General features: G+C 71.6%; 20 protein-coding genes and 2 pseudogenes. 14 read left to right on the top strand and 8 right to left on the bottom strand.

Going from position 1 to position 23,387, the window contains the following annotated elements; all coding sequences use genetic code 11:
- Nucleotides 1–32: 32 nt before the first annotated feature.
- Complete coding sequence (locus AC07CM_RS31425) at nucleotides 33–767, bottom strand: helix-turn-helix transcriptional regulator (RefSeq protein ID WP_478879851.1); 735 nt, start codon at nucleotides 765–767, stop codon at nucleotides 33–35.
- Between the two features lie 490 nt (nucleotides 768–1,257).
- On the opposite strand from AC07CM_RS31425, the pseudogene AC07CM_RS31420 reads away from it, so the two are divergent.
- Nucleotides 1,258–1,691 (top strand): annotated as a pseudogene (locus AC07CM_RS31420) (nucleoside deaminase).
- Nucleotides 1,692–1,727: 36 nt separating this feature from the next.
- Here the strand turns inward: AC07CM_RS31420 and rox are convergent.
- Nucleotides 1,728–3,164, bottom strand: coding sequence for a rifampin monooxygenase (gene rox / locus AC07CM_RS31415; protein WP_478879946.1), 1,437 nt, complete (start codon nucleotides 3,162–3,164; stop codon nucleotides 1,728–1,730).
- A gap of 293 nt (nucleotides 3,165–3,457) precedes the next feature.
- Here rox and AC07CM_RS31410 point away from each other — a divergent pair, with 293 nt between their 5' ends.
- The 3 genes from AC07CM_RS31410 (at nucleotide 3,458) to AC07CM_RS31400 (ending at nucleotide 6,614) form a co-directional block, all read left to right on the top strand.
- Nucleotides 3,458–4,867, top strand: coding sequence for an MFS transporter (locus AC07CM_RS31410; RefSeq protein ID WP_478879850.1), 1,410 nt, complete (start codon nucleotides 3,458–3,460; stop codon nucleotides 4,865–4,867).
- A 105-nt stretch (nucleotides 4,868–4,972) separates the two neighbouring features.
- A complete protein-coding gene (locus tag AC07CM_RS31405; RefSeq protein WP_478879849.1) occupies nucleotides 4,973–5,818 on the top strand; it encodes an alpha/beta fold hydrolase in 846 nt (281 codons plus the stop codon).
- A 73-nt stretch (nucleotides 5,819–5,891) separates the two neighbouring features.
- Nucleotides 5,892–6,614, top strand: a complete 723-nt coding sequence (locus AC07CM_RS31400) for a Type 1 glutamine amidotransferase-like domain-containing protein (protein ID WP_478879848.1) — start codon at nucleotides 5,892–5,894, stop codon at nucleotides 6,612–6,614.
- Nucleotides 6,615–6,709: 95 nt separating this feature from the next.
- Here AC07CM_RS31400 and AC07CM_RS31395 read toward each other — a convergent pair whose 3' ends face one another.
- Entirely contained in the window at nucleotides 6,710–7,636 is a 927-nt protein-coding gene (locus AC07CM_RS31395) for an RNA polymerase sigma-70 factor (protein ID WP_478879847.1), read from the bottom strand.
- Nucleotides 7,637–7,836: 200 nt separating this feature from the next.
- Between AC07CM_RS31395 and AC07CM_RS31390 the strand changes: the two genes are divergently transcribed.
- Nucleotides 7,837–8,322, top strand: a complete 486-nt coding sequence (locus tag AC07CM_RS31390; RefSeq protein ID WP_478879846.1) for a carboxymuconolactone decarboxylase family protein — start codon at nucleotides 7,837–7,839, stop codon at nucleotides 8,320–8,322.
- 151 nt (nucleotides 8,323–8,473) lie between these two features.
- Here AC07CM_RS31390 and AC07CM_RS31385 read toward each other — a convergent pair whose 3' ends face one another.
- From AC07CM_RS31385 to AC07CM_RS31375, 3 genes are read right to left on the bottom strand one after another with little or no spacing between them, the layout of a single operon-like run.
- A complete protein-coding gene (locus AC07CM_RS31385; RefSeq protein ID WP_478879845.1) occupies nucleotides 8,474–10,393 on the bottom strand; it encodes a GMC family oxidoreductase in 1,920 nt (639 codons plus the stop codon).
- Entirely contained in the window at nucleotides 10,390–11,811 is a 1,422-nt protein-coding gene (locus tag AC07CM_RS31380) for a hypothetical protein (RefSeq protein WP_478879844.1), read from the bottom strand. Before AC07CM_RS31380 ends, AC07CM_RS31385 begins: the two co-directional genes overlap by 4 nt.
- Entirely contained in the window at nucleotides 11,808–12,494 is a 687-nt protein-coding gene (locus AC07CM_RS31375) for a FadR/GntR family transcriptional regulator (RefSeq protein WP_478879945.1), read from the bottom strand. Before AC07CM_RS31375 ends, AC07CM_RS31380 begins: the two co-directional genes overlap by 4 nt.
- A 279-nt stretch (nucleotides 12,495–12,773) precedes the next feature.
- Here AC07CM_RS31375 and AC07CM_RS31370 point away from each other — a divergent pair, with 279 nt between their 5' ends.
- The 5 genes from AC07CM_RS31370 to AC07CM_RS31350 all read left to right on the top strand — a co-directional run bounded on the left by AC07CM_RS31370 (nucleotide 12,774) and on the right by AC07CM_RS31350 (nucleotide 16,169).
- A complete protein-coding gene (locus AC07CM_RS31370; protein ID WP_478879843.1) occupies nucleotides 12,774–13,199 on the top strand; it encodes an SMI1/KNR4 family protein in 426 nt (141 codons plus the stop codon).
- 77 nt (nucleotides 13,200–13,276) lie between these two features.
- Entirely contained in the window at nucleotides 13,277–13,750 is a 474-nt protein-coding gene (locus AC07CM_RS31365; protein ID WP_478879842.1) for a hypothetical protein, read from the top strand.
- Nucleotides 13,751–13,858: 108 nt separating this feature from the next.
- The gene (locus AC07CM_RS31360) at nucleotides 13,859–14,332 is read left to right on the top strand and encodes a carboxymuconolactone decarboxylase family protein (protein WP_478879841.1); all 474 of its coding nucleotides are present in this window, start codon (nucleotides 13,859–13,861) and stop codon (nucleotides 14,330–14,332) included.
- 94 nt (nucleotides 14,333–14,426) lie between these two features.
- Nucleotides 14,427–14,966 carry a putative immunity protein gene (locus tag AC07CM_RS31355; RefSeq protein ID WP_478879840.1) on the top strand — a complete coding sequence of 180 codons (540 nt, stop codon included), beginning with the start codon at nucleotides 14,427–14,429 and terminating at the stop codon, nucleotides 14,964–14,966.
- 222 nt (nucleotides 14,967–15,188) lie between these two features.
- On the top strand, nucleotides 15,189–16,169 hold the full coding sequence (locus tag AC07CM_RS31350) for a trypsin-like serine peptidase (protein WP_478879839.1): 981 nt from the start codon (nucleotides 15,189–15,191) through the stop codon (nucleotides 16,167–16,169).
- Between the two features lie 13 nt (nucleotides 16,170–16,182).
- Here the strand turns inward: AC07CM_RS31350 and AC07CM_RS31345 are convergent, their stop codons facing one another.
- Nucleotides 16,183–16,815: a VOC family protein gene (locus tag AC07CM_RS31345; RefSeq protein WP_478879838.1), complete on the bottom strand. Its 633-nt coding sequence runs from the start codon at nucleotides 16,813–16,815 to the stop codon at nucleotides 16,183–16,185.
- A 452-nt stretch (nucleotides 16,816–17,267) separates the two neighbouring features.
- Here AC07CM_RS31345 and AC07CM_RS31340 point away from each other — a divergent pair, with 452 nt between their 5' ends.
- From AC07CM_RS31340 to AC07CM_RS31330, 3 genes are all read left to right on the top strand, one after another.
- On the top strand, nucleotides 17,268–19,184 hold the full coding sequence (locus tag AC07CM_RS31340) for a glycoside hydrolase family 97 protein (protein ID WP_478879837.1): 1,917 nt from the start codon (nucleotides 17,268–17,270) through the stop codon (nucleotides 19,182–19,184).
- 138 nt (nucleotides 19,185–19,322) lie between these two features.
- The gene (locus tag AC07CM_RS31335) at nucleotides 19,323–20,126 is read left to right on the top strand and encodes a HEAT repeat domain-containing protein (protein WP_478879836.1); all 804 of its coding nucleotides are present in this window, start codon (nucleotides 19,323–19,325) and stop codon (nucleotides 20,124–20,126) included.
- A gap of 329 nt (nucleotides 20,127–20,455) precedes the next feature.
- Complete coding sequence (locus AC07CM_RS31330; protein ID WP_478879835.1) at nucleotides 20,456–21,889, top strand: gluzincin family metallopeptidase; 1,434 nt, start codon at nucleotides 20,456–20,458, stop codon at nucleotides 21,887–21,889.
- Nucleotides 21,890–21,902: 13 nt separating this feature from the next.
- Here AC07CM_RS31330 and AC07CM_RS31325 read toward each other — a convergent pair whose 3' ends face one another.
- Entirely contained in the window at nucleotides 21,903–22,685 is a 783-nt protein-coding gene (locus AC07CM_RS31325) for an HAD family hydrolase (protein WP_478879834.1), read from the bottom strand.
- Nucleotides 22,686–22,842: 157 nt separating this feature from the next.
- Here AC07CM_RS31325 and AC07CM_RS31320 point away from each other — a divergent pair.
- Nucleotides 22,843–23,264 (top strand): annotated as a pseudogene (locus AC07CM_RS31320) (iron chaperone); the annotation flags it as partial.
- Between the last annotated feature and the right edge of the window lie 123 nt (nucleotides 23,265–23,387).

Genomic DNA, 23,387 nt, shown 5'->3' with positions numbered 1-23,387 from the left:
TATTCGGGTCGTCGGTCAAGAGGCTCGTGGCATCACCGCTCGCACCCGCGGTTCGTCCCCTGGGTGTCTCCTGTGCCGTCGCCTCGTAGTTCGACGCAGCACGAGCCGGGCTGCGGGGCCAGCACAGCTGTGGTCCGGTCGCTGCCCAGGCCGTTCAGGTAGCCGGACAGGAAGGCCTGATTGACGCCGCAGACCAGCTCCGGGGCCTTGGCCGCCAGGGGATGGAAGGGGCAGTTGCGCAGCCGCAGCAGGGTGGGCGCGGCACGCTCCGGTTCAAAGCCGAAGTCCTCGAGCGTCTCCGCTGCCAGGCTCAGGCCCCGCTCGGCGCCGAGCCGCCCGGGACGCACCCGCTCGCGCTCGGCGCTGCCCAGAGCCTCCCCGCGCTGGTGTGCCACCCGCATGGCCGCGTCGCGGGCCGACTCGTCCTGCGTCTCGCTGAGCACGGCCTCGGTGAGGACGTCGGCCAGCAGCTCGTAGCGCCGTTCGGGGATGTGCACGCCAATGGCCTCGGCCACCGGTTCGTACACCTTGGGTCTACGGCCGACCTTGCGCATGCCCGCGGAGGATTCGGTGCCGGCCCGCAGCAGTCCCGCCGCCACGAGCTTGTCCAGGTGGAAGGCCGCCAGCTTGCGGGAGATGCCCAGACTGTCGGCCACCTCCTCCCGGGTCACCGGCCGTCGCGCCTGCCGTATGACTTCGAACATACGGCGTCGCGTCGCGTCACCGAGAGCGGCAAGGGAGGTTAGCGAAGCATGATCCAAGCCCACGCGGACAGTGTATCGGCCATCATTTTTGGCGAAAAGCGTCGGCGGCGGAGCTGCCTCGGTGTGCCGTTCACCGCGCGCGGAAGGCTGACCCGAGCGCCTGGCCCTGCAAAAGGCCTGGCGGAGGAGAAACCGACGCCCCCCGGTGCCCATCATGGTCGGCGGCGACAGCGATGCGGCGCGCCGTCAGGTTCGGCGACGCCCGGCTCCCGCTGCGGGGGACTCTGCCCTGGCTGCGCACGGCAGGGGCGGGGCCCTCACTGCCGGGGTTCGTGCCCCGCATCGCGCTGCGGCCGACCACGACACCGGTCGACGGCCCCCGACCGGCCGGCCGGCGTCGGAACCATCGAGCAGATTCCCGAGGACCGCCACGCGTTGGAACGGCTCGGCGCCGACACCGTCGCGCTCGATCCCCACCACGGAGATCCGGAGGACACCCGGCGGCCCCGCCCGGCAGGCTCACCGCCGTGGCCACACACTGGAGGAACGCATCGTGATCACCCCTGCCGACGAGGAACTTCTGCGCCGTGCGATCGCCCTCGCGGCCCACGCCGTCACCCTGGGCGACGCGCCGTACGGATCTTTGCTGGCCGGCCCCGACGGCACGGTCCTCGCCGAGGCGCACAACACCGTGCGGCGCGACAACGACATCAGTGCCCATCCGGAGCTGAAGCTGGCCCGCTGGGCGCCCGCGAACTCGACCCGGACACGGCCGCGCGCACGACCATGTACACCAGCTGCCAGCCCTGCGGGATGTGCTCCGGCGGCATCATCCGCTCCGGTCTCGGCCGTGTCGTCTACGCCCTTTCCACCGAGCAGCTCATCGAGCTCAACCCGGAATCCGGCGCCTGGCCGACGGTCCCTCAGGTCGGCCCCGCCCTGTTCGCCGAGGCCCGCGTTCCCATCGAGGACTACTACCGGAAGTAGCCCACTGGATCGACAGTCGGTCCCGCTGGTGCGCGCTCAGCCGGCCGGAGCGCCGAACCACTTGGGCAGATGAACGAGTAGGTCCTGCTGGTCCTCGCCGACCCACGCCACGTGCCCGTCCGGCCGTAGCAGCACCGCGGGCACGTCCAGTTCCTCGCTGACGTCGACGACGTGGTCGACGCGATCCGCCCAGCCGGCCGCCGAGAGCCTGCCGGTCTGGTCGAGCAGCAGCCCGCGGCCCCGGTGCATCAGCCCGTAGAGGCGGCCCCGCTTCAGGGCCACGTCCCGCATCCGCCGGCCCAGCAGTTCATGCCCCTCGCCGAAGTCGTAGCGGACCGCGACCGCGGTGATGACGCCGGTCACGTACCGGTTCACCTCCTCGAAGTCCATCAGCTTCGAGAGCAGTTGCCGCAGCGCGGCCGCTCCCGGGTCCGTCCCCATCAGCGTGATCTGCGCGCGGGTGTTGTCCAGTACGGCGGCGCCCACCGGGTGCCGTTCGTCGTGGTAGCTGTCCAGCAGCCCCTCCGGCGCCCAGCCGTCGACCGCGGCGGCCAGCTTCCAGCCGAGGTTGAACGCGTCCTGGATGCCGAGGTTGAGCCCCTGCCCGCCGGTCGGCGGGTGGACGTGCGCCGCGTCGCCGGCCAGCAGCACCCGGCCGACCCGGTAGCGCTCGGCCTGCCGGGTGGCGTTGCCGAAGCGGGACAGCAGGCGTGGCGAGTGTGCGCCGAAGTCGGTGCCCGCGACGGCCCGCAACTGCCGCTTGAACTCCTCGAGGGTCGGCGGGGCCGCACGGTCCTCGGCCACACCGTCGGCGGGTACGACGATGCGGTACACCCCCGGGTTGCCGTCCATGTCGGGAATGGCGCCGAACCGCAGTTGGGTCTTGCGGACTTCCGTGACGACGGCGGCGATCGTCGCCGGATCCTCGGTCGCCTCCATGTCGCCCAGCAGCGTGTCGACCGTGGAGGGCTCACCGGGGAAACCGACGCCCAGCGCCTTGCGCACCGTACTGCGGCCGCCGTCGCACCCGACGAGGTAGCGCGAGCGCACCCGCGTGCCGTCCGCGAGCTCGACGGTCACCCCGTCCTCGTCCTCGCTCAGCCCGACCACTTCGCGGCCGCGCCGGATCTCGGCACCGAGTTCGAGGGCGCGTTCGGTCAGCAGCCGCTCGGTGACCGGCTGCGGGGTGGTGAGCCCGTACGGGTGAGCCGTGTCCAGCCGGTCCGGCCACGGCTTGTGGATACCGCCGAAGAAGCCGCCGACCTGGAACTTCTCACCGACCGCGAGGAACCGGTCCAGCAGGCCGCGCTGGTCCATCAGCTCGACGCTGCGGGCGTGCAGACCGCGCCCGCGGGACTGCCCGCTCGGTTCGGCCAACCGCTCCAGCACGACCACCTGCACGCCGTGCAGCCGCAACTCGCATGCCAGCATCAACCCGGTCGGTCCACCGCCGGCAATGACCACGTCGATCATCGCTACCCCCATTTCCGCAGGTCCTGGTCTCGGCCGGTGATTCTGCGGCACTACCCGGGCCTTGCCGCAAGCCCCCCGGTGCGCTATAGGTTGAGAGTGGCAAGGAGTGGGTGAACTCCTTGCCTTTGCTTTTTGTCGCCCGTTCGCCTCAGCGGAGGCGACGAACGCGTCGGTGATCCGGAGTCCGGCGCCGGAGGCGACGTTCGTCGGCCTCGTTCCCGCACCGTCTGCCGTTCGCCCCATATCGTGGCGTTTGTTCTTGAGGGCTCCGCGGACGGGATGGAGTGCAGGACGTGGCGTTCGCAGAGTCGCCCGGTGGCGGTGAGGCCGCGCCCGCGCCACGGCGGCAGCCGTACGCCCCTCTGCTCGCGGTGTGCGCCGGGTACTTCATGGTGATCCTGGACGTCACCATCATCAACGTCGCCGTCCCGGTGATCGGCCGGGAGCTGTCGACCTCGCTCACCGGCATCCAGTGGATCACCGACGGGTACACCCTGGTCTTCGCCGGCCTGCTGCTGACCGCGGGCGCGCTGGGCGACCGGCTGGGCAACCGACGGGTCTTCTGCTGGGGCGTGACGGTGTTCACGCTGGCCTCGGCCGCGTGCGCGCTCGCGCCGAGCGCTGTCTTCCTGGTTGCGGCCCGCCTGGTGGAGGGACTCGGCGCGGCGCTGATCGTGCCCGGCTCCCTCGCCCTGCTCCAGCAGTCCTACCCGGCGCCGGCCGCGCGGTCGCGGGCCTTCGGGCTGTGGGGCTCGATGGCGGGCATCGCCGCCTCGGCCGGACCGCTGCTGGGCGGGCTGCTGGTCTCCACGGTCGGCTGGCGATGGGTGTTCCTCATCAACCTGCCCATCGGCATCGCCTGCCTGGCGCTGACGCTGCGGCACGTGACGCCTTCCCCCCGGCGCAGCGACCGGGCCCTGGACTGGCCGGCGCAGTGCGCGGTCGTTGCGACGGTCGCGCTGCTGACGGCCGCGCTGAACGAGGCGGGACGGCGCGGCTGGTCCGATCCCGCCGTCGTCGCCGGGCTGGGGCTGGCCGTACTGGCCGCCGCGGCGTTCGGGCTGCGCGAGCGGCTGGCCTCCTCCCCCGCCCTTCCGCTGAACCTGCTGCGCTCGCGGTCGATGAGCGGTGGGGCGGTCATCGGCATGCTGTTCAACTTCGCCTTCTACGGCATGGTGTTCACCGCCAGCCTGGAATTCCAGCACCAGCGCGGATACAGCGCCCTGCGCACCGGGGCGGCCCTGTTCCCGGCGGTGGCGATGACCACCTTCGCCTCTGTCCTCTCCGGGCGACTGAGCCGCCGCACGGGTGATCGTCCGCTGGTGATCTCCGGCATGCTGCTGGCCGCCCTGGGGCTGGCCGGCTGGGCCGCCGCCGGGTCCGATCCCGCCTACCCGCTGCTGATCGTTCCCATGATGGCCGCCGGTTTCGGCACCTCCTTCGCCCTCACCGGCTCGACGGCCACGATGATGGGTGCCGCGCCCCCGGCCTACTCGGGAACCGCCTCCGCACTGTTCAACACCACCCGCCAGATCGGCAGCGCCTGCGGCGTGGCGCTCGGCGGCAGCCTCCTCGCCACGGCGGCCGGCTACGGCACCGGGTTGCGCGTCAGCATGGCCATCGGCGCGCTCGCCTACCTGAGCGCCGCCGTCCTGGCGTGGCTGTGCGTGCCGGCGAGGCCGAAGACGACGCGAACCGCTTGACGTGGGAGGTAATCGACCCGGGAGCCGGATCCGGGAAAGATCGGAATCGTCGGCAGGCGGTACGTCCCGTTCCGCCGGAAGCCGTCCGGAACCCGAGGAGGCCCCATGCCGTACTACGAGAGCCCCGTCGACGGCGCCCGTCTGTACTACGTCGACCACGGCCCGGCTCCAGGACCCGTAGTCGTGTTCGTCAGCAGCGCGTACCTGGGCCACGAGATGTGGGAGTACCAGATGCTGCCGCTCGCCGAGGCCGGATACCGGTGCGTCGGGTTCGACCGGCGCGGCCACGGGCGCTCCGACGACGCCTGGCTCGGCTACGACCTCGACACCCTCGCCGACGACCTGCAGGGCCTGCTCGACCACCTCGACCTGCGGGAAGTGACGCTGGTCGGGCACTCCGTCGGCACCGCCGAGGTGGTGCGCTGCCTGACCCGGCACGGCGCCGGACGGATTGCCCGGGCCGCCCTCGTCGCCGGTGTCACACCGGGCGTCGTGCGCTCGCCGGGGCTGTCGGAGGGCGTGGACCCGGCCGTCGTACGAGTCGACGACGAGATCTTCCGGCGCGACCGCGCGGCGTACTTCACCGCCTCGGCGGACGACTTCTTCGCCGTCGACCGGCCGGGCAACCAGGTGTCCGCCGAGTACGTCCGCCACCTCGTCGACCGCTGCCTGGTCGCCACGCCCCGCGCCTCGAACGGGGTACGAGCCGTGGTGGCCGCCCTCGACCTCACCGCGGAACTGCCCGGCGTGAGCGTCCCGGTCCTCGTCGTCCACGGCACCCACGACACCTCGGCCCCCCTCACGATCACCGGGGAGCGCACCGCGGGTCTGCTGCCGCACGCCACACTGAAGGTGTACGAGAACGGCGGCCACGGCCTGTTCGCCACCCATGCCGATCAGCTCACGGCGGATCTGGGCGAGTTCAGCCGGGCCGCCGTCCCCGATCGGTGAACAGCCACAGGACTGCGGCGCCTCCTGCGCATCACCCGGTACGGCTGGCTGCATGTGCTGAGGAGGCGCTCCCATGACTGTCGGTTCCGCGCGTCTGGCTCTCCTTGGAGGCGGTTTCTCCACGGACAGTGATGATCTGCTGGACGACTGGGTGCTGGGTCACGCGCGCGTTCCTCGGCCCAAGGTGTGCTTCGTTCCCACGGCAAGCGGAGATGCCCCTGAGTACGTTGAGCGGTTCGTTGCCGCGTTCCAGTCACGCGGCTGTGATCCCAGCGTCTTGTCACTCTTCCGGAGAGAGCTGGACGACGAAGCCCTGCGCGCTTTCCTGCTCTCCCAGGACATCGTGTACGTAGGGGGTGGCAACACGGCGAACCTGCTGGCGGTGTGGCGTGCGCACGGCGTGGACCGGCTGCTGCGCGAGGCCTACGACCGTGGCACGTTGCTGTGCGGTATCAGCGCGGGCGCCAACTGCTGGGCCGAAGCCTCGCACACCGACTCGTTCGGACCGCTGACGTTCCTGCCGGACGGGTTGGGCCTGCTGCCTGGCTCGGTCTGCCCGCACTACGACAGTGAACCGGGCCGCCGCTCCTCCTTCCGGGCGGCCGTGGCAAACGGTGCGCTCCCCGCCGGGTGGGCACTGGAGGACGGCGTCGGCGCTCTCTTCACGGACGGCCTGCTGTCGGAGACGGTGACCCGCACTCCGGGGGCTCACCTGTATCGGGTCGAGCCGGATCGGGAGCATGGGGTGGTCAAGGAGCGAGCCATGCCCTTCCGCCGGCTCACCGAAGCAGAGTGATGCCAAGGCCAGTGGTGTGCCGCTGCGTCGAGACTTCTCGCGGGCGACGGCACCCTGGAGCCGCTTTCGGAGCGGAGCGCAGGCCGCCCCGGGTCTCAACGGCACAGGGCCGTCTGGCGTTCCATGCGCGACAGCTTATCGGGGTTGCGCACGACGTAGAGTCCGGTGATGAGGCCGTCGTGGACGCGCATCGCGATGACGGTGTCGACCTCACCGTCGAACCGGAGCGTCAGCGCCGGACAGCCGTTGACCTGCGCCGGCCGCAGCGACGCCGTGCCGGCGATCCTGCCCAGCAGACGGGCCACACGGTCGGCGCCCACGACGGGTGTCAGCGCCGCCCGCACGACTCCGCCACCGTCGCTCAGGAAGACCACATCCGGCGCGAGGACATCGAGGAGGCGTTGCAAGTCGCCGGTCTCGACCGCCCGTTGGAACGCCTCGAGCGCGCCCCGGGTCTCGGCCGGAGAAACCACCCCGCGGGGGCGGCGCGCCGCCACATGCGCCCGCGCCCGGTGGGCGATCTGCCGGACCGCGGCCTGACTCTTGTCGACGGCTTCCGAGATCTCGTCGTACTCGAGACCGAACACCTCGCGCAGCACGAACACCGCCCGCTCGGTCGGTGTGAGCGTCTCCAGCACCAGCAGCATCGCCATCGACAGGCTGTCGGCCAACTCGACGTCCTCGGCGACGTCCGGCGCGGTCAGCAGCGGCTCCGGCAACCAGGGGCCGACGTAGGACTCCTTGCGTCGGCGGAGCGTACGCAGCCTGCTCAGCGCCTGGCGGGTGGTGATCCGGACCAGGTACGCACGTTGCTCCCGCACGGTGTCCAGCTCGACGCCCACCCACCGCAACCAGGTCTCCTGCAGGACGTCCTCCGCGTCGGCGGCCGAGCCGAGCATCTCGTAGGCGACGGTGAACAGCAGGTTGCGGTGGGCGACGAACGCCTCGGTGGCCGAGTCCATGCGGCCGCCCCCGGCGAGCGGGGCGGCTGTGTCCGTGGTCCGCTGGCTGCGCTCGCTCATGGCCGGCTCCCGACTGTCCTCACTCGACTGTGTCACGCACACAGGACGCCGGCCCCCACCGCTCTGTGACATCGGTGTCCGGTGGCGCACGTCACAGTGCGGCGCCGTCACAGGGCTGGTGCCACCGGCATCTGGTGGTCGTCAGGACGCCGGGCGAACGATCCGCGCGGCACCCGAGTCCCCGAGTGAGGAATGAAGTCATGGCATCCCGTTTCAACCTGCTCGACAACGAGATCGGCGCCAAGTTCTCCAAGCGGTTCGGCAGCGCCAGCCTGGTGCTGATGGAGTCGCCCCTGCCCAGGGCCACGCAGGAACTGGTGATGCTGCGCGTCAGCCAGATCAACGGCTGCGGTTTCTGCGTCGACCTCCACACCAAGGAGGCCGCTGCCGCGGGTGAGACCGCGCTCAGGATCAACCTGGTCGCCGCCTGGCGCGAGTCCACCGTGTTCACCGAGGCCGAGCGGGCCGCGTTCGCGCTCGCCGAGGAGGGCACCCGGCTCGCCGACGCCCACCTTGGCGTGTCCGACGAGACCTGGGCCCAGGTGCGCGAGCACTACGACGACGACCAGGTCGCCGCGCTGGTGTCCCTGGTCGCCCAGATCAACGCGGCCAACCGGCTCGGTGTGATCGTGCGCAACCAGGGAGGCTCGTACGAGCCCGGTATGTTCGCCGGCCCGTCGAACTGACCGGCAGGCGCATGCGCCCGGCCCGGACCGGCCGATCCGGGGCGGGCGCGCGCCTTCCGGGGCCCGTGACGGAGTCCTGGACGGCTGATCTGCACTCCCGCACGCTGCAAGCACTGGCTCCCAGCGGTCTCACGGACTTGCTCCATTGTTCTCATTCACCCTCGCGGAGACACGCCTCGGTGACCGCCAGGGCCGCCGCCATGATGCTCAGCTGGGGATTCACCTGCGGGCAGCTGGGGAGCACCGAGGCATCCGCGACCAGCACTCCGCGCACTCCGCGCAGGCGCCCCTCCGGGTCGGCCGGGAAGTGCTCGGCACTCGCGCCCGCGGCGACCGTGCCGGTGGGGTGGTAGGCCGACACATGAAGCCGGCGCGCGGTCGTGCCCGCGAGGACGGCGTCCAGTTCCGCGAGGCTGCGTACGCGGGGGGTGGTGGGTATGCCGGTGAGTACTTCCTCTGCGCCCGCGGCGAACAGCAGCTCGCCCATGGCGCGGACCGCACGCATCAGACGGCCCGCGTCGCGGCGGTCCAGGTCGTAGCGGAGCAGTGTGCGGTCGCGGCCGAGGACACGGCCGGAGGGCCGGTCGGCGATCATCGCGCCGAGCGTGGCGAGCCGGTCCGAGCCCTCCAGTTCGCGGCGCAGTTCGCCGCCCAGTCCGGGGAGGACGAAGGAGCCCATGCCCGGCGGGGTGGCGGTGGCCTCGATGAGGACGCCTTCCGCGTGGTGCTCCTCCACACCGACGCTCTGCAGCACGCCCTCCCACGCGGTGACCGGTTCGGCGAAGCGTCCGGCGACGCTCGTGGCCGGGTGGACGCTGAGGTTGCGGCCGAGGCGAGGGTGCCGGCCGAGACCGGAGCGGCGCAGGAGCGGCGGCGACTGCAGGGCGCCCGCCGCCACGACGACCAGGCGCGCGAGGATCTCGAACAACTCACCGCCCTCGTCCCGGCGTACACGCACGCCTGCCGCACGCGCGCCTCCCGGCCGGTCCGTGTCGACGAGGATGCGCTCGACCCGCGCGCCGGTGACGATGCGGGCCCCCGCGGCACACGCGTCGGGCAGTACCGAGAGCTGCACGCTCTGTTTGGCGCCGGTGGGGCAGCCCACCACGCACTGGCAGGAGCCCTGGCAGCCGGGGGCGTTACGGCGCAGGGGTGCGGCCTGCCAGCCGAGTTCACCGGCACCGGCGAGCGCGATACGGCCGTTGTTGCCGAGGACGTCGACGGGTTGGGTGGCCACCCGCAGGGTGCGCTCGACCTCGTCCAGATACCGGTCGAAGCCGTCGGCGAGAGTGAAGCCGAGGTCCTTTGTCCAGCGGGACAGTACGTGGCCCGGAGTGCGGTAGCAGGTGCCGGAGTTGACGGTCGTGGTGCCTCCGACGGCTCTGCCGGTCGGGAGCAGCAGCGGGGGGCTGCCGACGGCGACGGTTGCTCCGCCGTCCCGGTAGAGGTCGGTGAACCGGTCGAGGGGTGCGCGGCGGCCGAACGACTCGGTGGAGTGGTGCTGTCCTTCTTCGAGGACGACGACGTCGAGTCCGGCTCGGGCGAGGGTTCGCGCGGCCATCGCCCCGCCCGCGCCCGAGCCGATGACCACGGCGTCGGCGGTGGAGCGTGCGGGCCAGTCGGGTGCGGGAGTCAGGTCGAGCGGGGGGTCCTTGCGCGTGAGGGCGCGCGGCGGAGCCTGGAGCTGCGGGGCGCGCGCCGAATCCTGGCGTGCCGGGCCGCGCCGGGTGTGACCGTCCCCGTGCGGGCCGGGACCGTCCCGCAGCATCCGCTCCGTTCCGGCCGCCAGGAGGACGGGCACCTTGAGTATGTCCAGCAGGGGGAGGAGCGCGGGCCGTGCGGCCAGTTCGGCAAGCACGGACTCTCTCTCGGGTGGGGTGAGTGCGCCCAGAGTGCGTCCGGTGCGTGCCACGGCGTAGGCGTCCAAGCCGCCGGCGGCTGCCCGCAGCCCGGCCCGCGCCGCGAGCGGCATCGTGCCGAGGACCGCCTCCAGTCGGGCGGGGACGCGCCGCGGCCAGTCGGCGGTGTCGTCGTCGGCGAGGAGGGCGGAGACGAGGCCGGCGAGACTCATCGGGTGCCCACCTCCGCGTGGGCGGTGCCGTCGAGCGTCCACTCGGCCTCGGTGCGCCAGCCGCCGAACCACCAGCGTTCCAGCAGGACATGCGCGTCCGCGCGTTCGCTGTTGCGGCAGGTCGCGTGCTGACCGTCGGGGTCGGTGTAGTCGAGGGCGAGGGTGCGGTCGGCGGGCTGGGTGACCTCGACCCGGATCCGGCGCAGTCCCGCGCGGCCGGTGACGGTCCAGGTGGGCAGGGCGATGTCGGCGCGGAAACGCCCCACTCCGGCCCAGCCGACGGCCGGGCGCTCGGGACGGCGGGGCCAGCCGCGGCCCTGCCGGTGCAGCCGGAGGAAGACCAAGGGGGGAAGTCTGCGCAGGCCCGGGCGCATGGAGACGGCGGCGACGATCTCCAGGACGGCTCCGCGGCCGAGGTCGGCGTGCAGCCAGGCCCAGCGGCGGGCGTTGCCGTGACCGTAGATCCGGGCGGATGCGCCGGGGGCCGCGGTGAGTGTCAGCGTGGTGTCGCCGTGGGTGAAGGTGCCGTCGTAGGAGGCGCGCGCGGCGGGGAGCATCTGGGCGGCCGGCAGCAGGGGCCGACGCCAGGACCACCGGGGAAAGGTGAACAGCGGCTGCTCTACGGGACGTTCGGCGAGGTCCCAATGTACGGCACCGCCCTCGGCCGCTCCGGACAGACGTCCGGGCCGGACGGTGACCCCGTCGGCGCTGAAGCCGGACTCGCCGGGAGTCCACTTGGCGGGGCCGAAGCGGGCGTGCCGTACGGGGCCGTGCTTCGGGAACACCGCGGCCCAGCCGTGCGCGTACGGCTCGGAACCGTCGGCCGGAGCGGTCAGTTCGTGGTGCAGCCAGAGCCCACTGCCGCTGTCCGGGTCGGTGACGGTGGTGTACCAGACCTCGGTACGGCCCGGCTCACCTCGCCAACGAGGGGTCAGGAAGGCACCGGGGCTCTCGCGCCGAGGGAAGCGGAAACTGGCCAGGAACGGCAGCAGTTGGGTGCCGAGGGGAAAGCGCAGGGTGCCGGTGCCGATCCGCGAGCCGTTCTCGTAGAGGGTGTACGGCAGCACGGTCATCGAGGTCACGGGCCGGCGCGGGGTGACGGACTTCCAGCCGTCGAGGGTGAGCCGGCGGCCGTCGGCGGTGAACGTGAGGCGGTAGCGGATACGGCGTCGTGCGAGCGGCGAGATCTCCAACTCGCCCTCGGCGTGCGGGTCGTCGGCCCAGCCGGCGACGCGTATCCGACCGGTGGCGGGGGCCTCGCTCGTACCGAGGAGCCGCAGGAGGCGGTCCGACGAGACCGTCAGATCGAGGCGGACCCGGCGGGTGCGGTCCTCGTCGTCCAGCCGCAGCGTGCCGAGCATCGTCTCGGCGAAGACGGTGCCGCGGGCGGATGCGGCGGGGTTGCCGTCCATGCTCATCCGAGGCCCTCCAGCATGATCCGCTCGGTGACCGTCAGATACTGCTCGGCTGCCCGCCGGGCACCGACTTCGTCACCGGCAGCCACCGCGTCGACCACCGGCTCCAGACGGCCGCGGGCCACCTGGGCGTCCGTGAACGGGGCCCTGAGCGCGGCGCGCACCGGCAGATAGGCGTTGAAGAGGGTGTTGGTCAGCAGGACGTAGACGCGGTTGCCGGTGGCGCGGGCCAGGGCGCGGTGGACCTCGATGTCCGCGAGCTGTACGGCATCGGCGTCCGCCGCCTCCCCCACGGCCGTCAGCAGCGCACGCAACCCGGCCCGCTGCCGTGCGGTCGCCCGTGCGGCGGCGCGCTCGGCGATCAACGCCCCGATGCTGCGCCGCACTTCGAAGACCTCGCCGATCCAGTCGGGGCTGTGTCGTACGAGCATGGGCAGCAGGTCGGCACCGCCCAGGCGCAGGTAGTCCCGCACGCGGGTGCCGACGCCGTGCCGGGTCTCCAGCAGACCGGCCTGCATCAGACGCCCGAACGCGTGCTTGAGGGTGGTGCGGGTGACGCCGTACCCGTCGGCGAGCGTGCGCTCCGGTGGCAGGTAACTGCCCGCGGGGTGGCGCCCGGTGAGGATGTCCTCACGCAGACGGCTCTCCAGAACATCGACGATGGTCTCGCGGGGCAGTGCCTCCACGCCGTCCTCCCAGTGGCTCAGTGGATGAGCCACTCAACCAACGAGGCCGCGCGGAGTCAATGGCTGAGGCATGGTCAATTGCGGTTTCGGCCGACGAGCGTTCAATGACGGCTACGCCGACGAGTCCGAGGGGCCCGTGACCCGGCGGCCCGAGACCGGGGCCATACTGTCCGAGCGGTGATCATTCGGGCCTTGTGGTCCGCTGAAGACATCAGCCCACGCCCACAGGGCCGCCGGCACCATCGATCGCCGACCAATCCCACGGAGGTCGTCTCATACATGTGGACCGAACTGGTCACCGCCCTGCCCGGCCCGGCGGCCTTCCACTCCCCGGCCACGGAGGCATCGCTGCTCACCTGCGCCACGGCCCTTGGCCATCCGCTGCCTGCCGACCTTGTCGCTCTCCTCAGGGAGACCAACGGCATCGACGGCGAATACGGTGAAGGTCTCGTCTGGCCGGCCGAGCAGATCACCGCCGAGAACACCAACCTTCGCACGGACGAAGACCTCGCCAAGCTGTACATGCCCTTCGATCCGCTGCTCTTCTTCGCGGACGCGGGGAACGGAGACCTCTTTGCACTCCTCCCCGGGCTCGGTCGACCCGATGTCTTCGCCTGGAACCATGAGAACGACAGCCGTACTTGGGTCGCTCCGAGCCTGGCCAAGTATCTCGAATGGTGGCTGACCGGACGGATAACCCTGTAGGCCCCCTCCCTCACCAGCCACGGCGTCGCGATGACATGATCTGCGGGAGTCTCAACGTTCCATGCGGAGGGGTGACGGTGGACGGGACGCAGGTCGCCTTCCGCTTGGCGAAGGGTGTGACCGGGTTCCGCGGCCCGAGTGACCCGCCCGTGCCGAGCACCGATCCCAGGGCGTGCCGTGCCGCCTGGCATGCCGCGGCCCGGGGGGCCGACGGGCAGGTCGGGGACTTCGAGGAGCAGGAGTACCCGCAGAACTTCCACATCGCCACGATCAGCGATCGGGACGGTACGCACACTGCGCTGTTCCATGCCCGCTACCCGCTGGTCGCCTTCGTCGCCGAACGGCGCCACAGCTACACCGACGAATTCCGGGAACCCCCCGCTTGGGCCCGCGTCCTCACCGACATCGGCTTCGCGGTCCTGAGCACAGCACAGCTCCTGTCACCGCTGGCGGCGTCGGACACCTCCGCTCTGTCCGCAGCGGAGTGGCATCAGATCAAGTTCTGGCGGCCGGCGACCCTTGGCGCAACGCTCTTCAACTCGTGGGACTGATCGATGTGCGGCAGGGTGGCGCGCGTCACATCTTGCTCGTGTCACAACTCGCGGGAGCTGTTCCGTCCAAGGAGGTGTACCCACCGACAACGGACACAGGAGTGCACCATGGACGCTCGGTTGAACCTCTTCACCAGCCCGGTCGCGGTCGCGTTCGGGAAGCACCTCGTCGCCGCCGGCAAGGCGCTCACCGACTCGACGCTGCCGGCTTCGACGCGTGAACTGGTGACACTCCGCGCCAGTCAGATCAACGGCTGCGGATTCTGCGTCGACATGCACACCAAGGACGCCGCGCACGCCGGGGAGACCGCCACACGCCTCAACCTCGTCGCGGCCTGGAGGGAGGCCACGGTGTTCACCGAGGCCGAGCGCGCCGCGCTGGAGCTGGCGGAGCAGGGCACCCGTATCGCCGACGCGGCCGGGGGCGTCACGGACGAGGCCTGGGCGAACGCGGCCAAGCACTTCGACGAGGAACAGCTCGCCGCCCTGGTGTGCACCATCGCCCTCATCAACGCCTTCAACCGCGGGAACGTCATCGTCCAGCAGCCGGCCGGCGACTACCAGCCCGGCCAGTTCTCGTAGCGAGGGGTGCCCGGCCGGGGGTCGCCGGTGCTCCTGCGACCGCCGCGTCGCCCGGCCGGGGCCGCTCGTCGGCGAGGTGCGGCAAGATGGAGCCGTGCCAACCGAGTCGGAGAAGATCGAGCTGAGCGAACACGAACTGCGGGAGATCACGGGCTACGCCGCGGACTGTGCGGGCAGGGTGCTCTCGATCTTCGAGCAGAGCTGTCCCGCTGACACGCGCCCTCGCGAGGCCGTCGAGGCCGCGTACGCCTTCGCTGGAGACGGCAGGCGCACGGCGGCTCTGCGGCAGCGTGGGTGGGCGGCGTACAAGGCGGCGCAGGAAGCCGCTTCACCCGCTGCGGTCGACGCGGCGCGAGCGGCGAGCCATGCGGCGGCCGCCGCGTACCTTCACCCCTTGGCAAGCGCGCATCAGGTGAAGCACATTCTCGGTGCGGCCGCACATGCGGCACGCGCGGAGGAGTTGGCAACCGGGGAAGGCCTGCCCGTCACCGCCGGGACTCTCGAATGGGCTCGCCGCAACGCACCGGCCGCGGTCACCGCGGTGCTCGGTCGTCTGCCCGTCGCGCCTTCCGGAGGCGGGCGCGTGGGAGAGTTCATTCGCGAACTCGACGCTGCACTGCGGCAGCCGAGCTGACGCAGCCGGATCGTGCGGGGAGCCGCACTCAGGTGCGGCCGGCACGAAGCTGAACATCGCCCCCGGCCGAGCCATCCAGCCAAAGCCGAAACCGCATTGACGCGCTCCTGACAAGTCAAGATCTCCGTGGCACTCTGCCTGACGCACGTCTGTCCGCACCGCTCTTCGTTCCCCCACCCTGCCCGGACCCGACCAGTCCTGGCACGGCAGAAGGAGACATGCGTGAGACGCCATCGCACTGCCGCCGGCATTCTGCTGGCCGTCGGAGCCCTGTTCACCGGCGGCCTGGTCCATGCGGGCGCCGCCAACGCGACAACTCCCGAAGCGGGTTCCGGACCGTCGCCTGCGGCCCGTACCGTCTCGTCCGCCGAACAGCACGCGTCCCGCGGCTTCTGGACCGCCGAGCGCATGCGCAGCGCCACCCCGCTCGATCTGCTGCTGACCCCCGAGGCGGTCAAGCGGCTCGAAGCCCCCCAGACCGGGGCGCGTTCCTCGACCGTCACACCCACCGCCGCCGCCTCCTTCCCGCAGGCCGGCGGGCCGTGGACCGGTGGGGGTGCCGTCGTCACGACCTCGGGGCGGGTTTTCTTCACCTTCCAGGGGCGCACCGCTTCCTGCACCGGTGACGCCGTGACCAGTCAGAACGCCAGCACCGTCATCACGGCCGGCCACTGTGTGAAGTACCAGGGCAGCTGGCACACCAACTGGGTCTTCGTGCCCGCGTACAACAACGGAAACGCGCCGTACGGTCAGTGGAGCGCGGCCAAGACGCTCACCACGCCTCAGTGGGAGGCGAGCGAGGACATCAACTACGACGTCGGCGCCGCGGTCGTCGCTCCGCTGAACGGGCAGAAGCTCACGTCGGTCGTCGGTGGGCAGGGCGTCCAGTTCAACGGCGGCTACAACAAGCCGATGTACGCCTTCGGGTTCCCGGCCGCCGCGCCGTACGACGGCACCAAGCTCGTCTACTGCAGCGGTAACAGCTCGAAGGACTTCCTCTTCTCACAGGACCACAGCCTCGCCTGCAACATGACGGGCGGCTCCAGTGGCGGCCCGTGGTTCACCGGCTTCAGCGAGGCGACCGGAACCGGTCTGCAGGTCTCCGTGAACAGCTTCGGCTACACGTTCCTGCCCAACCGTATGTTCGGCCCCTACTTCGGCGACGTGGTCAAGGCCCTGTACGACAAGGCCCAGACCTCCTAGCCGACGACCGGGCTCACTTCGGCGGTTCCGCACCCGACTGTTCGCTGGCCATGTACTGCGCGTACCAGTCGGGCCAGTTCGGGTCTTCCTCGCCGGTGCGCTTCTCGTGCTCGCCGTGGGCAGCCGCCGCGCGCCGCAGCGCACCCGCGAGGTCGCTCGCGGAGCCGAAGGACGTGACACCGGAGTCGACGCGTCCGGGAAGCCGGGTGGTGACCTCCTGCATCAGCCAGCTGTTGCCGTCGGGATCGCTGAACGAGGCGCGCGAGAAGTAGCTGCGGCGCTCGGGGTCCGGACCGGTGACCGGGCCGTCCGGGCCGGGGTGGAAGATCTCCCCGACCTCGATGCCGGCGGCGACCAGCGCGTTCCGGGCGGCCTCGATGTCGGCCACGATCACGAAACTTTTGGCCGAACCGGGCGCCGCCGAGGTGAGATCCGCACCGAAGTGGATGGAGCACCAGGAGCCGGGTGGGGTGAACTGGACGACGCCGGGCGGCGTGCGATCCAGTCTCCATCCGAGGCGGCTGTAGAACTCCTTCGCCCGGTCGACGTCCGAGACGGGGATGACGACCACCTCGAGCTTCATGCCGACGTCCTCGACGCCCGCGGTCCCGCTCCCGTCGTCGCTGCGGACATCCGCCGTGTTCATCGCGGCCTCCTCGGGTCGAGTCGGGACTTGCTGCTCGCGCCGTCGCCATCTCCCTGAACGCGCTCCCGTCCGCGCCGACTTGGGTGGAACTCCCCGCCCCAGGTGGCCGGCGCGAACGTGTGCCGTCTCTGGGGGCCGCGCCGGGTCGGGCTCGGGTTGGTCCCAGGTGTCGTGGTCGCCCTCCTCATTCTCCGCTTGCCCCTCGAAGGGCGCCTCTCCACTGCCGCCGAGCCCTTGTCCGAGCAACAGGCCAATCGAATACATCGGATGAGTCGTACAGCTCAGTCGGCGTTGTGTATATGCGCAGGCGGTGCGGATCTACCTGCGAGTGAGCCAATGGCAGCCCCAAGCCACCATTGTTAGGGTTGTTGACAGGTGCACGAAGCATGCTTAGGTTCGCCGATACACCCGATGTATCGATGATCCGTCAGGCATCTTCCGGGAGGGTTCTCATGGCGGTTCCGATCAGGACCGCGGTCGCCGCGCTCTGCGCCGGGCTGGCGGCCACACTCTTCACCACCGCGCCCGCGCGGGCCGACCAGGAGGCCGGCTCCCCCGGGCATGTCTGGGCCGTGTCCGGCCCGGAGCGGGGCGCAGCGGCGCGGGAACCGCGGGCGCGGGTGTCCCTGGACGACACCAGCGGCGCCCTGAACCTGTCGGTGTCCCGTGGCGGCCGTACGGTCGTCGAGCCGTCTCCCGTCGGCATCGTGACCGAACAGGCCGACCTCTCCCAGGGCCTGCGCTTCCTGAAGCGAAAGGACCGGCTGGTCGACGAGCGGTACCGGACGAAGTCCGGCAAACGGCTGGACCGCCGGGTCCTCATGAACGAGACGCGCCTGTCGTTCGCGACGGCCACGGGAGCCCGGCTCGACCTCGTGGTCCGTGCCTCCGCCGACGGCGTCGCCTACCGTTACGTCCTGCCCGCCGGGTACGGCGACGTGCTCGGCGAGGCCTCCGCGTTCAACCTGCCGCCGGACGCGACCGCGTGGCTCGGCGCCTACCGGGCCGACAACGAGGGCCAGTTCGCCCAGTACACCGCGGCGACCGCTCCCACCGGCGAGTACTCGGACCAGGCGCTGTTCGCCACCGCGGGCGGCTACACCCTGCTCGCCGAGTCCGACCTCACCGGCACGTACTCCGGCGCCCGGCTCGTCCACGGTCAGGGAACCGGCACCTACCGGATCAGGCTCGCCGACGACCGGGTCCACACCGACGGGCCCCTCGCGACCCCCTGGCGAGCCATGGTCACCGGCGACCTCGCCACCGTCACCCGGTCCACGTTCACCGACGACCTCTCCCCCTCCTCCGAGGTCGCCGACACGTCATGGGTCCGGCCCGGCACCGTGCTGTGGACCTGGCTGGCCGGCGGCCGCACGGCCGGCCAGAGCCTCGCGGCGCAGAAGGCGTACGTCGACTACGCCGCCGAACGGCACTGGCCGTACGAGGCCGTCGACGCGGGCTGGTACTTCAAGGCCGACGCCTGGGACACCACCGACCCGGACTGGCAGACCGACAGCTGGATGCCCCAACTCGTCGACTACGCACGCGCCAAGGGCGTCGGCATCATCGTCTGGATTCACCAGCGCGACCTCGACACGCCCGAGGAACGGGCCCAGTGGCTGCCCACCCTGGAGCGGTGGGGCGTCAAAGGCGTCAAGATCGACTTCATGAACTCCGAGGCGCAGTCGATGCTTCAGTGGTACGACGCGATCCTCCCGGAGACGGCCGCCCACCACCTCATGGTCGACTTCCACGGCTCGACCGTCCCCAAGGGCATCCAGCGCACCTGGCCGCAGGTGATGACCCTGGAGGGCGTCGGCGGCGAGGAGAAGCGGACCAACACCGCGGCCCACCTCACCACCCTGCCCTTCACCCGCAACGTCATCGGCTCCATGGACTTCACCCCGGGCGGTTTCCAGCGCGTCGGCCAGCGCCCCGACTCCGACGCGGCCGAGGTCGGGCTCACCGTCGCCTACGAGTCGGGCCTGCAGATGTTCGCGGGCACCCCCGAGTCGTACGACGCCCGGCCGCTCGCCCGGAACTTCCTCGACCAGGTGCCCGCCGCCTGGGACGACACCCGGCTGCTCGCCGGCCGGCCCGGCCAGGAGGCCGTGCTCGCCCGGCGCAGCGGCGACCGCTGGTTCCTGGGCGGGGTGTACGCCGGCGCCGCCCGCAGGGCCGAGGTGCCGCTGGCCACCGGCCCCGGACGGTGGCTGGTAGAGACGATCCGGGACGGCGCGGACGGGCTCGTCCAGGACCGGCAGGTGCTGCGCGGTGGTGACACGCTCAGCGTCGACGTCGTCGCCGGTGGCGGCTTCGCCGGGATCGCCTGCCCGTGGCATCCGGGGGTCACGACCTGCTACCGCTGAGCGATCCGGTCGGCCCGTCCCGGGCGATGTCCCCCCCTCGGCCGCGGGGTCGGGGAGATCGCCCGGGACCGTCGCATGGGCTGAACGTGCCCGCGGCCGCCGCGGGTTCGGTCGGGCCGCGCCTCTAGCATGCGGGGCATGGCGATGTTCGTGCACCTGACGTCAGCGGCGAACGCGCCCCGCGTCCGTCGTACCGGGATCCGTGCCGCCGGCGGCGGTCAGGACGGTGCGCGCGGGGTGTACTGCTTCCCGGTGCTGGCCTCGTACACGCTCACCCATCAATGGCTGCGCGAGCTCGCCCGGTTCGGCAGCCGGGGCGGGCTGGTGGCCGTCCATGTACGACTGGACGACGAGCAGCCGGTGCTGGTCGGGCGGTACACGGACCGGGTGTCAGGCGCTCAGGTCACGGTTCCGGCGGCCGAGGCGGTGCGGCGGATCGCGGAGCTGGAGGACCCACGCGGGTGGGAGGTGTTCGTGCCCCGGGCGGTCGGGCCGCGCGAGGTGCACCGGATCCGTACCGCGCCGCAGGTCGTCGGCTGGAGGTACCGGCCGAACGCGCACGGTGCGCGACCGTGCACGTGCTTCGGGTGCCGGGTGCGCGGCGGGTACGGGGCGCGGCGCCTGCGCGAGCGGTTGCCGCATCCGCTGGACGGTCCGCCGCCACCGGTCCGGGTGCTGCTCGCCCGGGTCGCAGCGGCCGGCGAACCCGGCGACCCCGCCGTACTGCGGGAGGCACTTCACTGGTTCGGCATGCGGCGGCGAGGCCCGCTCACCCGACTGGCCCCGCTCGCCGTCCACCCCGACCCCGGGGTGCGGGAGGAGCTGGTCTGGGCGGTCGCCCGCTGGTCCACCCCCGGAGTCGACCAGCTGCTGGACGGTCTCGCCCACGATGCGGACCGCGATGTCCGGGAGGCGGTGGAGGCGGTGCGTGCGTCCCGGTGACCGGGCCTCGCCCGTCACCGTCACGCCCGGCGGGCCGGTCCGGACCGCCGTGTTCGCTCGGCCGCCGGTATGTCCCGCCCCGGTCCGAACGCCGTCACCCGTCTGGCGGTCATTCCCCGGCCCGCTCCGACGGCCCGCGTGCATAGGCCACTGGCCAAGGACAGGGCCCTCGATCCGTGTCCACTGCCGGCCGCGGGAGGTCCCACCCGCTTCTGTTCGGATTGACACCGGGCCGGCTGGGTCTCGTACTGAGCCTGAGGGACTTTTGGCCAAAGTTCCCGTGTGGGGGGATTCCATCATCCGCAATCTCTCCACTTCACGGAGGCGCCATGACGGTGCAGCAACAGCAGGCTGCCATGCCGACGGTTCTGGTGTACGAGGACGACCCGGGATTTCCCCCGCAGGTCCACATGCCCGTACCGCATCCGGTCCCCAACCTCGACACCCAGCCCTTCCCGACGGCCATCGCGGACACCGCCCCTCAACCGGACGGTGCCGGGCCGGGTACGGAGGCCTTCCGCTACTGGGTGGCGGCCGATGGTCTCAGCAGGGCCAGCCAGACCTGGGGGCCGCTGGTCCCGAGCGGAACGCAGTGGCATTCCTCGGTCGGCCGCGCCCTCACCGCGCACCTCGACGCGGGAGACGACCTCAACGCCTTCTACGACCGCAGGGGCCTGTGGTTCTTCCGCCACACGGTGGCGGGTGTCACCGTCGCCGCGTGCGAGAGCACCGAGGTCGTGGCGCACGAGACGGGGCACGCGATTCTCGACGCCCTGCGCCCCCAGCTGTTCAACACGGCGAGCGCGGAAACGGCCGCCCTGCACGAGGCGTTCGGAGACATCAGCGCGCTGCTGACCTCGCTCCGGCTGGAGACGCTGCGGATCGCGGTACTGGCCGAGACGCAGGGCGACCTCGAACTGTCCTCGCGGGTGTCGAGGATGGCCGAGCAACTGGGCGCCGCCATCCGCCGGGGCCACCCGACCGCGGTCGACCCGGACTGCCTGCGCAACCTGGCCAACAGCTTCTTCTACCGCGACCCGGTGCTCCTGCCGCCGAGCGGGCCCGCGAACACGCTCTCCAGCGAGCCGCACTCGTTCTCCCGGGTGTTCAGCGGCGCGTTCCTGAAGGTCGTCGCGGGAATCTTCCGGCAGCAGGACCTGCAGGACCAGGCCGGCCTGGCCAGGGCGGCCGAGATCGCCGGCCAGCTGCTGGTGGATGCCGTCGTGGCCGCGCCGGTGGTGTCCGCCTACTACGCGCAGGTCGCGGGGCACATGATCGCCGCGGACCAGCGCCGCAACGGCGGCAAGTACGGTCAGTCGCTGCGGTCGGCGTTCATCCGGCACGGCATCCTCTCCCTGGAGGCCGCCGCCTCCATCACCGAGCCCGAAGTGACACGCCGAGCCGCCGGAATCGCCGAGGCGATGCCGGGCGGTGGCGACGACGAAGGGCTCACGTCCGTCACGGTCCAGGGGACGGCGTACGGCGTCACCCAGCCCCTCACTCTCGCCGCTCCCGGCGAGGAACGACGGTTCGGCATCGCCGGCTCCGACCCCGCCGGAGGCTCGGTACGGCCCGCCGACCCCGAGCGGGTCGCCACGTCCTACCTGGAGGACCTCTTCCGTCGCGGCCGCGTCCACGTACCCGAGGAGCACCGCTCCGAGGCGGCGTTCGTCGACGACGGCCCCTCCCGGATCAAGACGCACGAGATCACGCGGAACACGGCCGGAGAGGGTCTCGCCCTGATCCGGCGGGGCTTCGACTGACCGGTCCCCGGAATCACTGGAAGAAGCGCAGACGACGGGCGGTCAGCCGTCCGTCGTCCTCGCGCTTGACGACGTGTGTCGTACTCGGCGTCGGCTCCTCGCCCTCGAACACCGCCTCGCCGCGGGCCAGCAGGTCGCTGACGAACTTCTCGGACGCCCGGCGTTCGGCGTCCTCCGGGAAGGTGGCCGTGTCGTCCACCGGGCCTCGCAGGTCCACCGCGAAACCCGCGCGCTCGAGCGCGTCGGCGCCCTGCGTGGTCACCATGACGAGCGCGAGCCGCTCGGAGACGGTCTCCGCTACGACGGCCTCGGTGGCGTCCACGGCCGCGGTCAAGTCGGGCAGGTCCTGACGGTCCGCCAGCTCGATGCGCGAGCGGAGCACGGGACGGTTCTCCGTCGCGGCCACGGCGAACACCGGGTGGGGCGCCGTACGCATCCCCGCCTCCCGTGCGAACGCGCGCTCCTGGGCGTCCTCGCCCACGAAGACGCAGTCGTCGGCCGCCGCTTCCCCGGTGCTCGCGACCGCCTGCTCGAAGATCCTGCGACTGTCCTTCGCACCCCAGTGCACGAGTGCCTGGTCCGTGAAACGGCCCGGGAACGCCTCGTGCAGCGCTGCCGCCAGGCGTGCCGCGGCGGCATCGCCCGGCCCGGGGTTGGAGATGATGCCCTTGCGTACCTCGCGGAGGACGTCGAGCACGGCCATGACACGCGGGCGGGGCTGAAGTGTCAGGGAGCCGTCGGGTCGCACGTGGGCGTCCGCGAGGGTCGCCCCGATGTCGAAGAAAATCTCAGGCATGTGCAGTGCCTCCCCACGACGAACGCTTTCGAGTCGGGACCGCACGGGTGAACAGGAGCCTCAACCGGTCAGTTTTGGAGAAGTCACGCGGGCCAGAGGCTCTCTGGCATCAGGACCGGTCCCACAGAAGGGACGCTGAACGGACGGGGAGGCTGCGATGAGCGACACGGGGTTCACGGTCGAGGAGCACGCCGCCATGAAGGAGCGCGCTCGGGAGGTGAAGAAGGCTCGCCAGGGCTCCCCCAGGCGGACGGCGCGAGCGAGGTGCTCGCGAAGATCGCCGAGATGGAGGGGGGCGACCGCGCCCTGGCCGAGCGGATCCGCGCCGCCGTCACGACGGCCGCGCCGCAGCTGACGCCGAAGCTCTGGTTCGGGATGCCCGCCTACGCGAGGGACGGCAAGGTCGTCTGCTTCTTCCAGTGCTCGACGACGTTCAAGGCCCGCTGCTCGACACTTGGTTTCAGCGACCATGCGAACCTGGACGAGGGCGCGATGTGGCCGGCCTCGGACGCGCTGACCGGGGAGCTCACGGACCGCGATGAGGCGCGGATCGCCGAGCCGGTGAGGCGGGCGGCGAGCCGACACCCGCCGACGCGGGACAGGCGCCCTTGTCGTGGGGGGGGGGGGGGGGGGGGGGGGCGCCACCCCACCAATGCCATTTTACTCGTCTCACAAGAGGGTGGGGTGGGGGCGTTTTCTGGC

It is taken from the genome of Streptomyces sp. NPDC044061, from assembly GCF_056434305.1.
This window is presented reverse-complemented; position numbering and strand designations above follow the sequence as displayed.

Bases quoted from the DNA above. Each gene is read 5' to 3' on its own strand.
- rox (WP_478879946.1), bottom strand. From the start codon at position 3,164: ATGATCGACGTGGTCATTGCCGGCGGTGGACCGACCGGGTTGATGCTG.
- AC07CM_RS31405 (WP_478879849.1), top strand. From the start codon at position 4,973: ATGCCGTACTACGAGAGCCCCGTCGACGGCGCCCGTCTGTACTACGTC.
- AC07CM_RS31400 (WP_478879848.1), top strand. From the start codon at position 5,892: ATGACTGTCGGTTCCGCGCGTCTGGCTCTCCTTGGAGGCGGTTTCTCC.
- AC07CM_RS31395 (WP_478879847.1), bottom strand. From the start codon at position 7,636: ATGAGCGAGCGCAGCCAGCGGACCACGGACACAGCCGCCCCGCTCGCC.
- AC07CM_RS31390 (WP_478879846.1), top strand. From the start codon at position 7,837: ATGGCATCCCGTTTCAACCTGCTCGACAACGAGATCGGCGCCAAGTTC.
- AC07CM_RS31385 (WP_478879845.1), bottom strand. From the start codon at position 10,393: ATGAGTCTCGCCGGCCTCGTCTCCGCCCTCCTCGCCGACGACGACACC.
- AC07CM_RS31380 (WP_478879844.1), bottom strand. From the start codon at position 11,811: ATGAGCATGGACGGCAACCCCGCCGCATCCGCCCGCGGCACCGTCTTC.
- AC07CM_RS31370 (WP_478879843.1), top strand. From the start codon at position 12,774: ATGTGGACCGAACTGGTCACCGCCCTGCCCGGCCCGGCGGCCTTCCAC.
- AC07CM_RS31360 (WP_478879841.1), top strand. From the start codon at position 13,859: ATGGACGCTCGGTTGAACCTCTTCACCAGCCCGGTCGCGGTCGCGTTC.
- AC07CM_RS31345 (WP_478879838.1), bottom strand. From the start codon at position 16,815: ATGAACACGGCGGATGTCCGCAGCGACGACGGGAGCGGGACCGCGGGC.
- AC07CM_RS31340 (WP_478879837.1), top strand. From the start codon at position 17,268: ATGGCGGTTCCGATCAGGACCGCGGTCGCCGCGCTCTGCGCCGGGCTG.
- AC07CM_RS31335 (WP_478879836.1), top strand. From the start codon at position 19,323: ATGGCGATGTTCGTGCACCTGACGTCAGCGGCGAACGCGCCCCGCGTC.
- AC07CM_RS31330 (WP_478879835.1), top strand. From the start codon at position 20,456: ATGACGGTGCAGCAACAGCAGGCTGCCATGCCGACGGTTCTGGTGTAC.
- AC07CM_RS31325 (WP_478879834.1), bottom strand. From the start codon at position 22,685: ATGCCTGAGATTTTCTTCGACATCGGGGCGACCCTCGCGGACGCCCAC.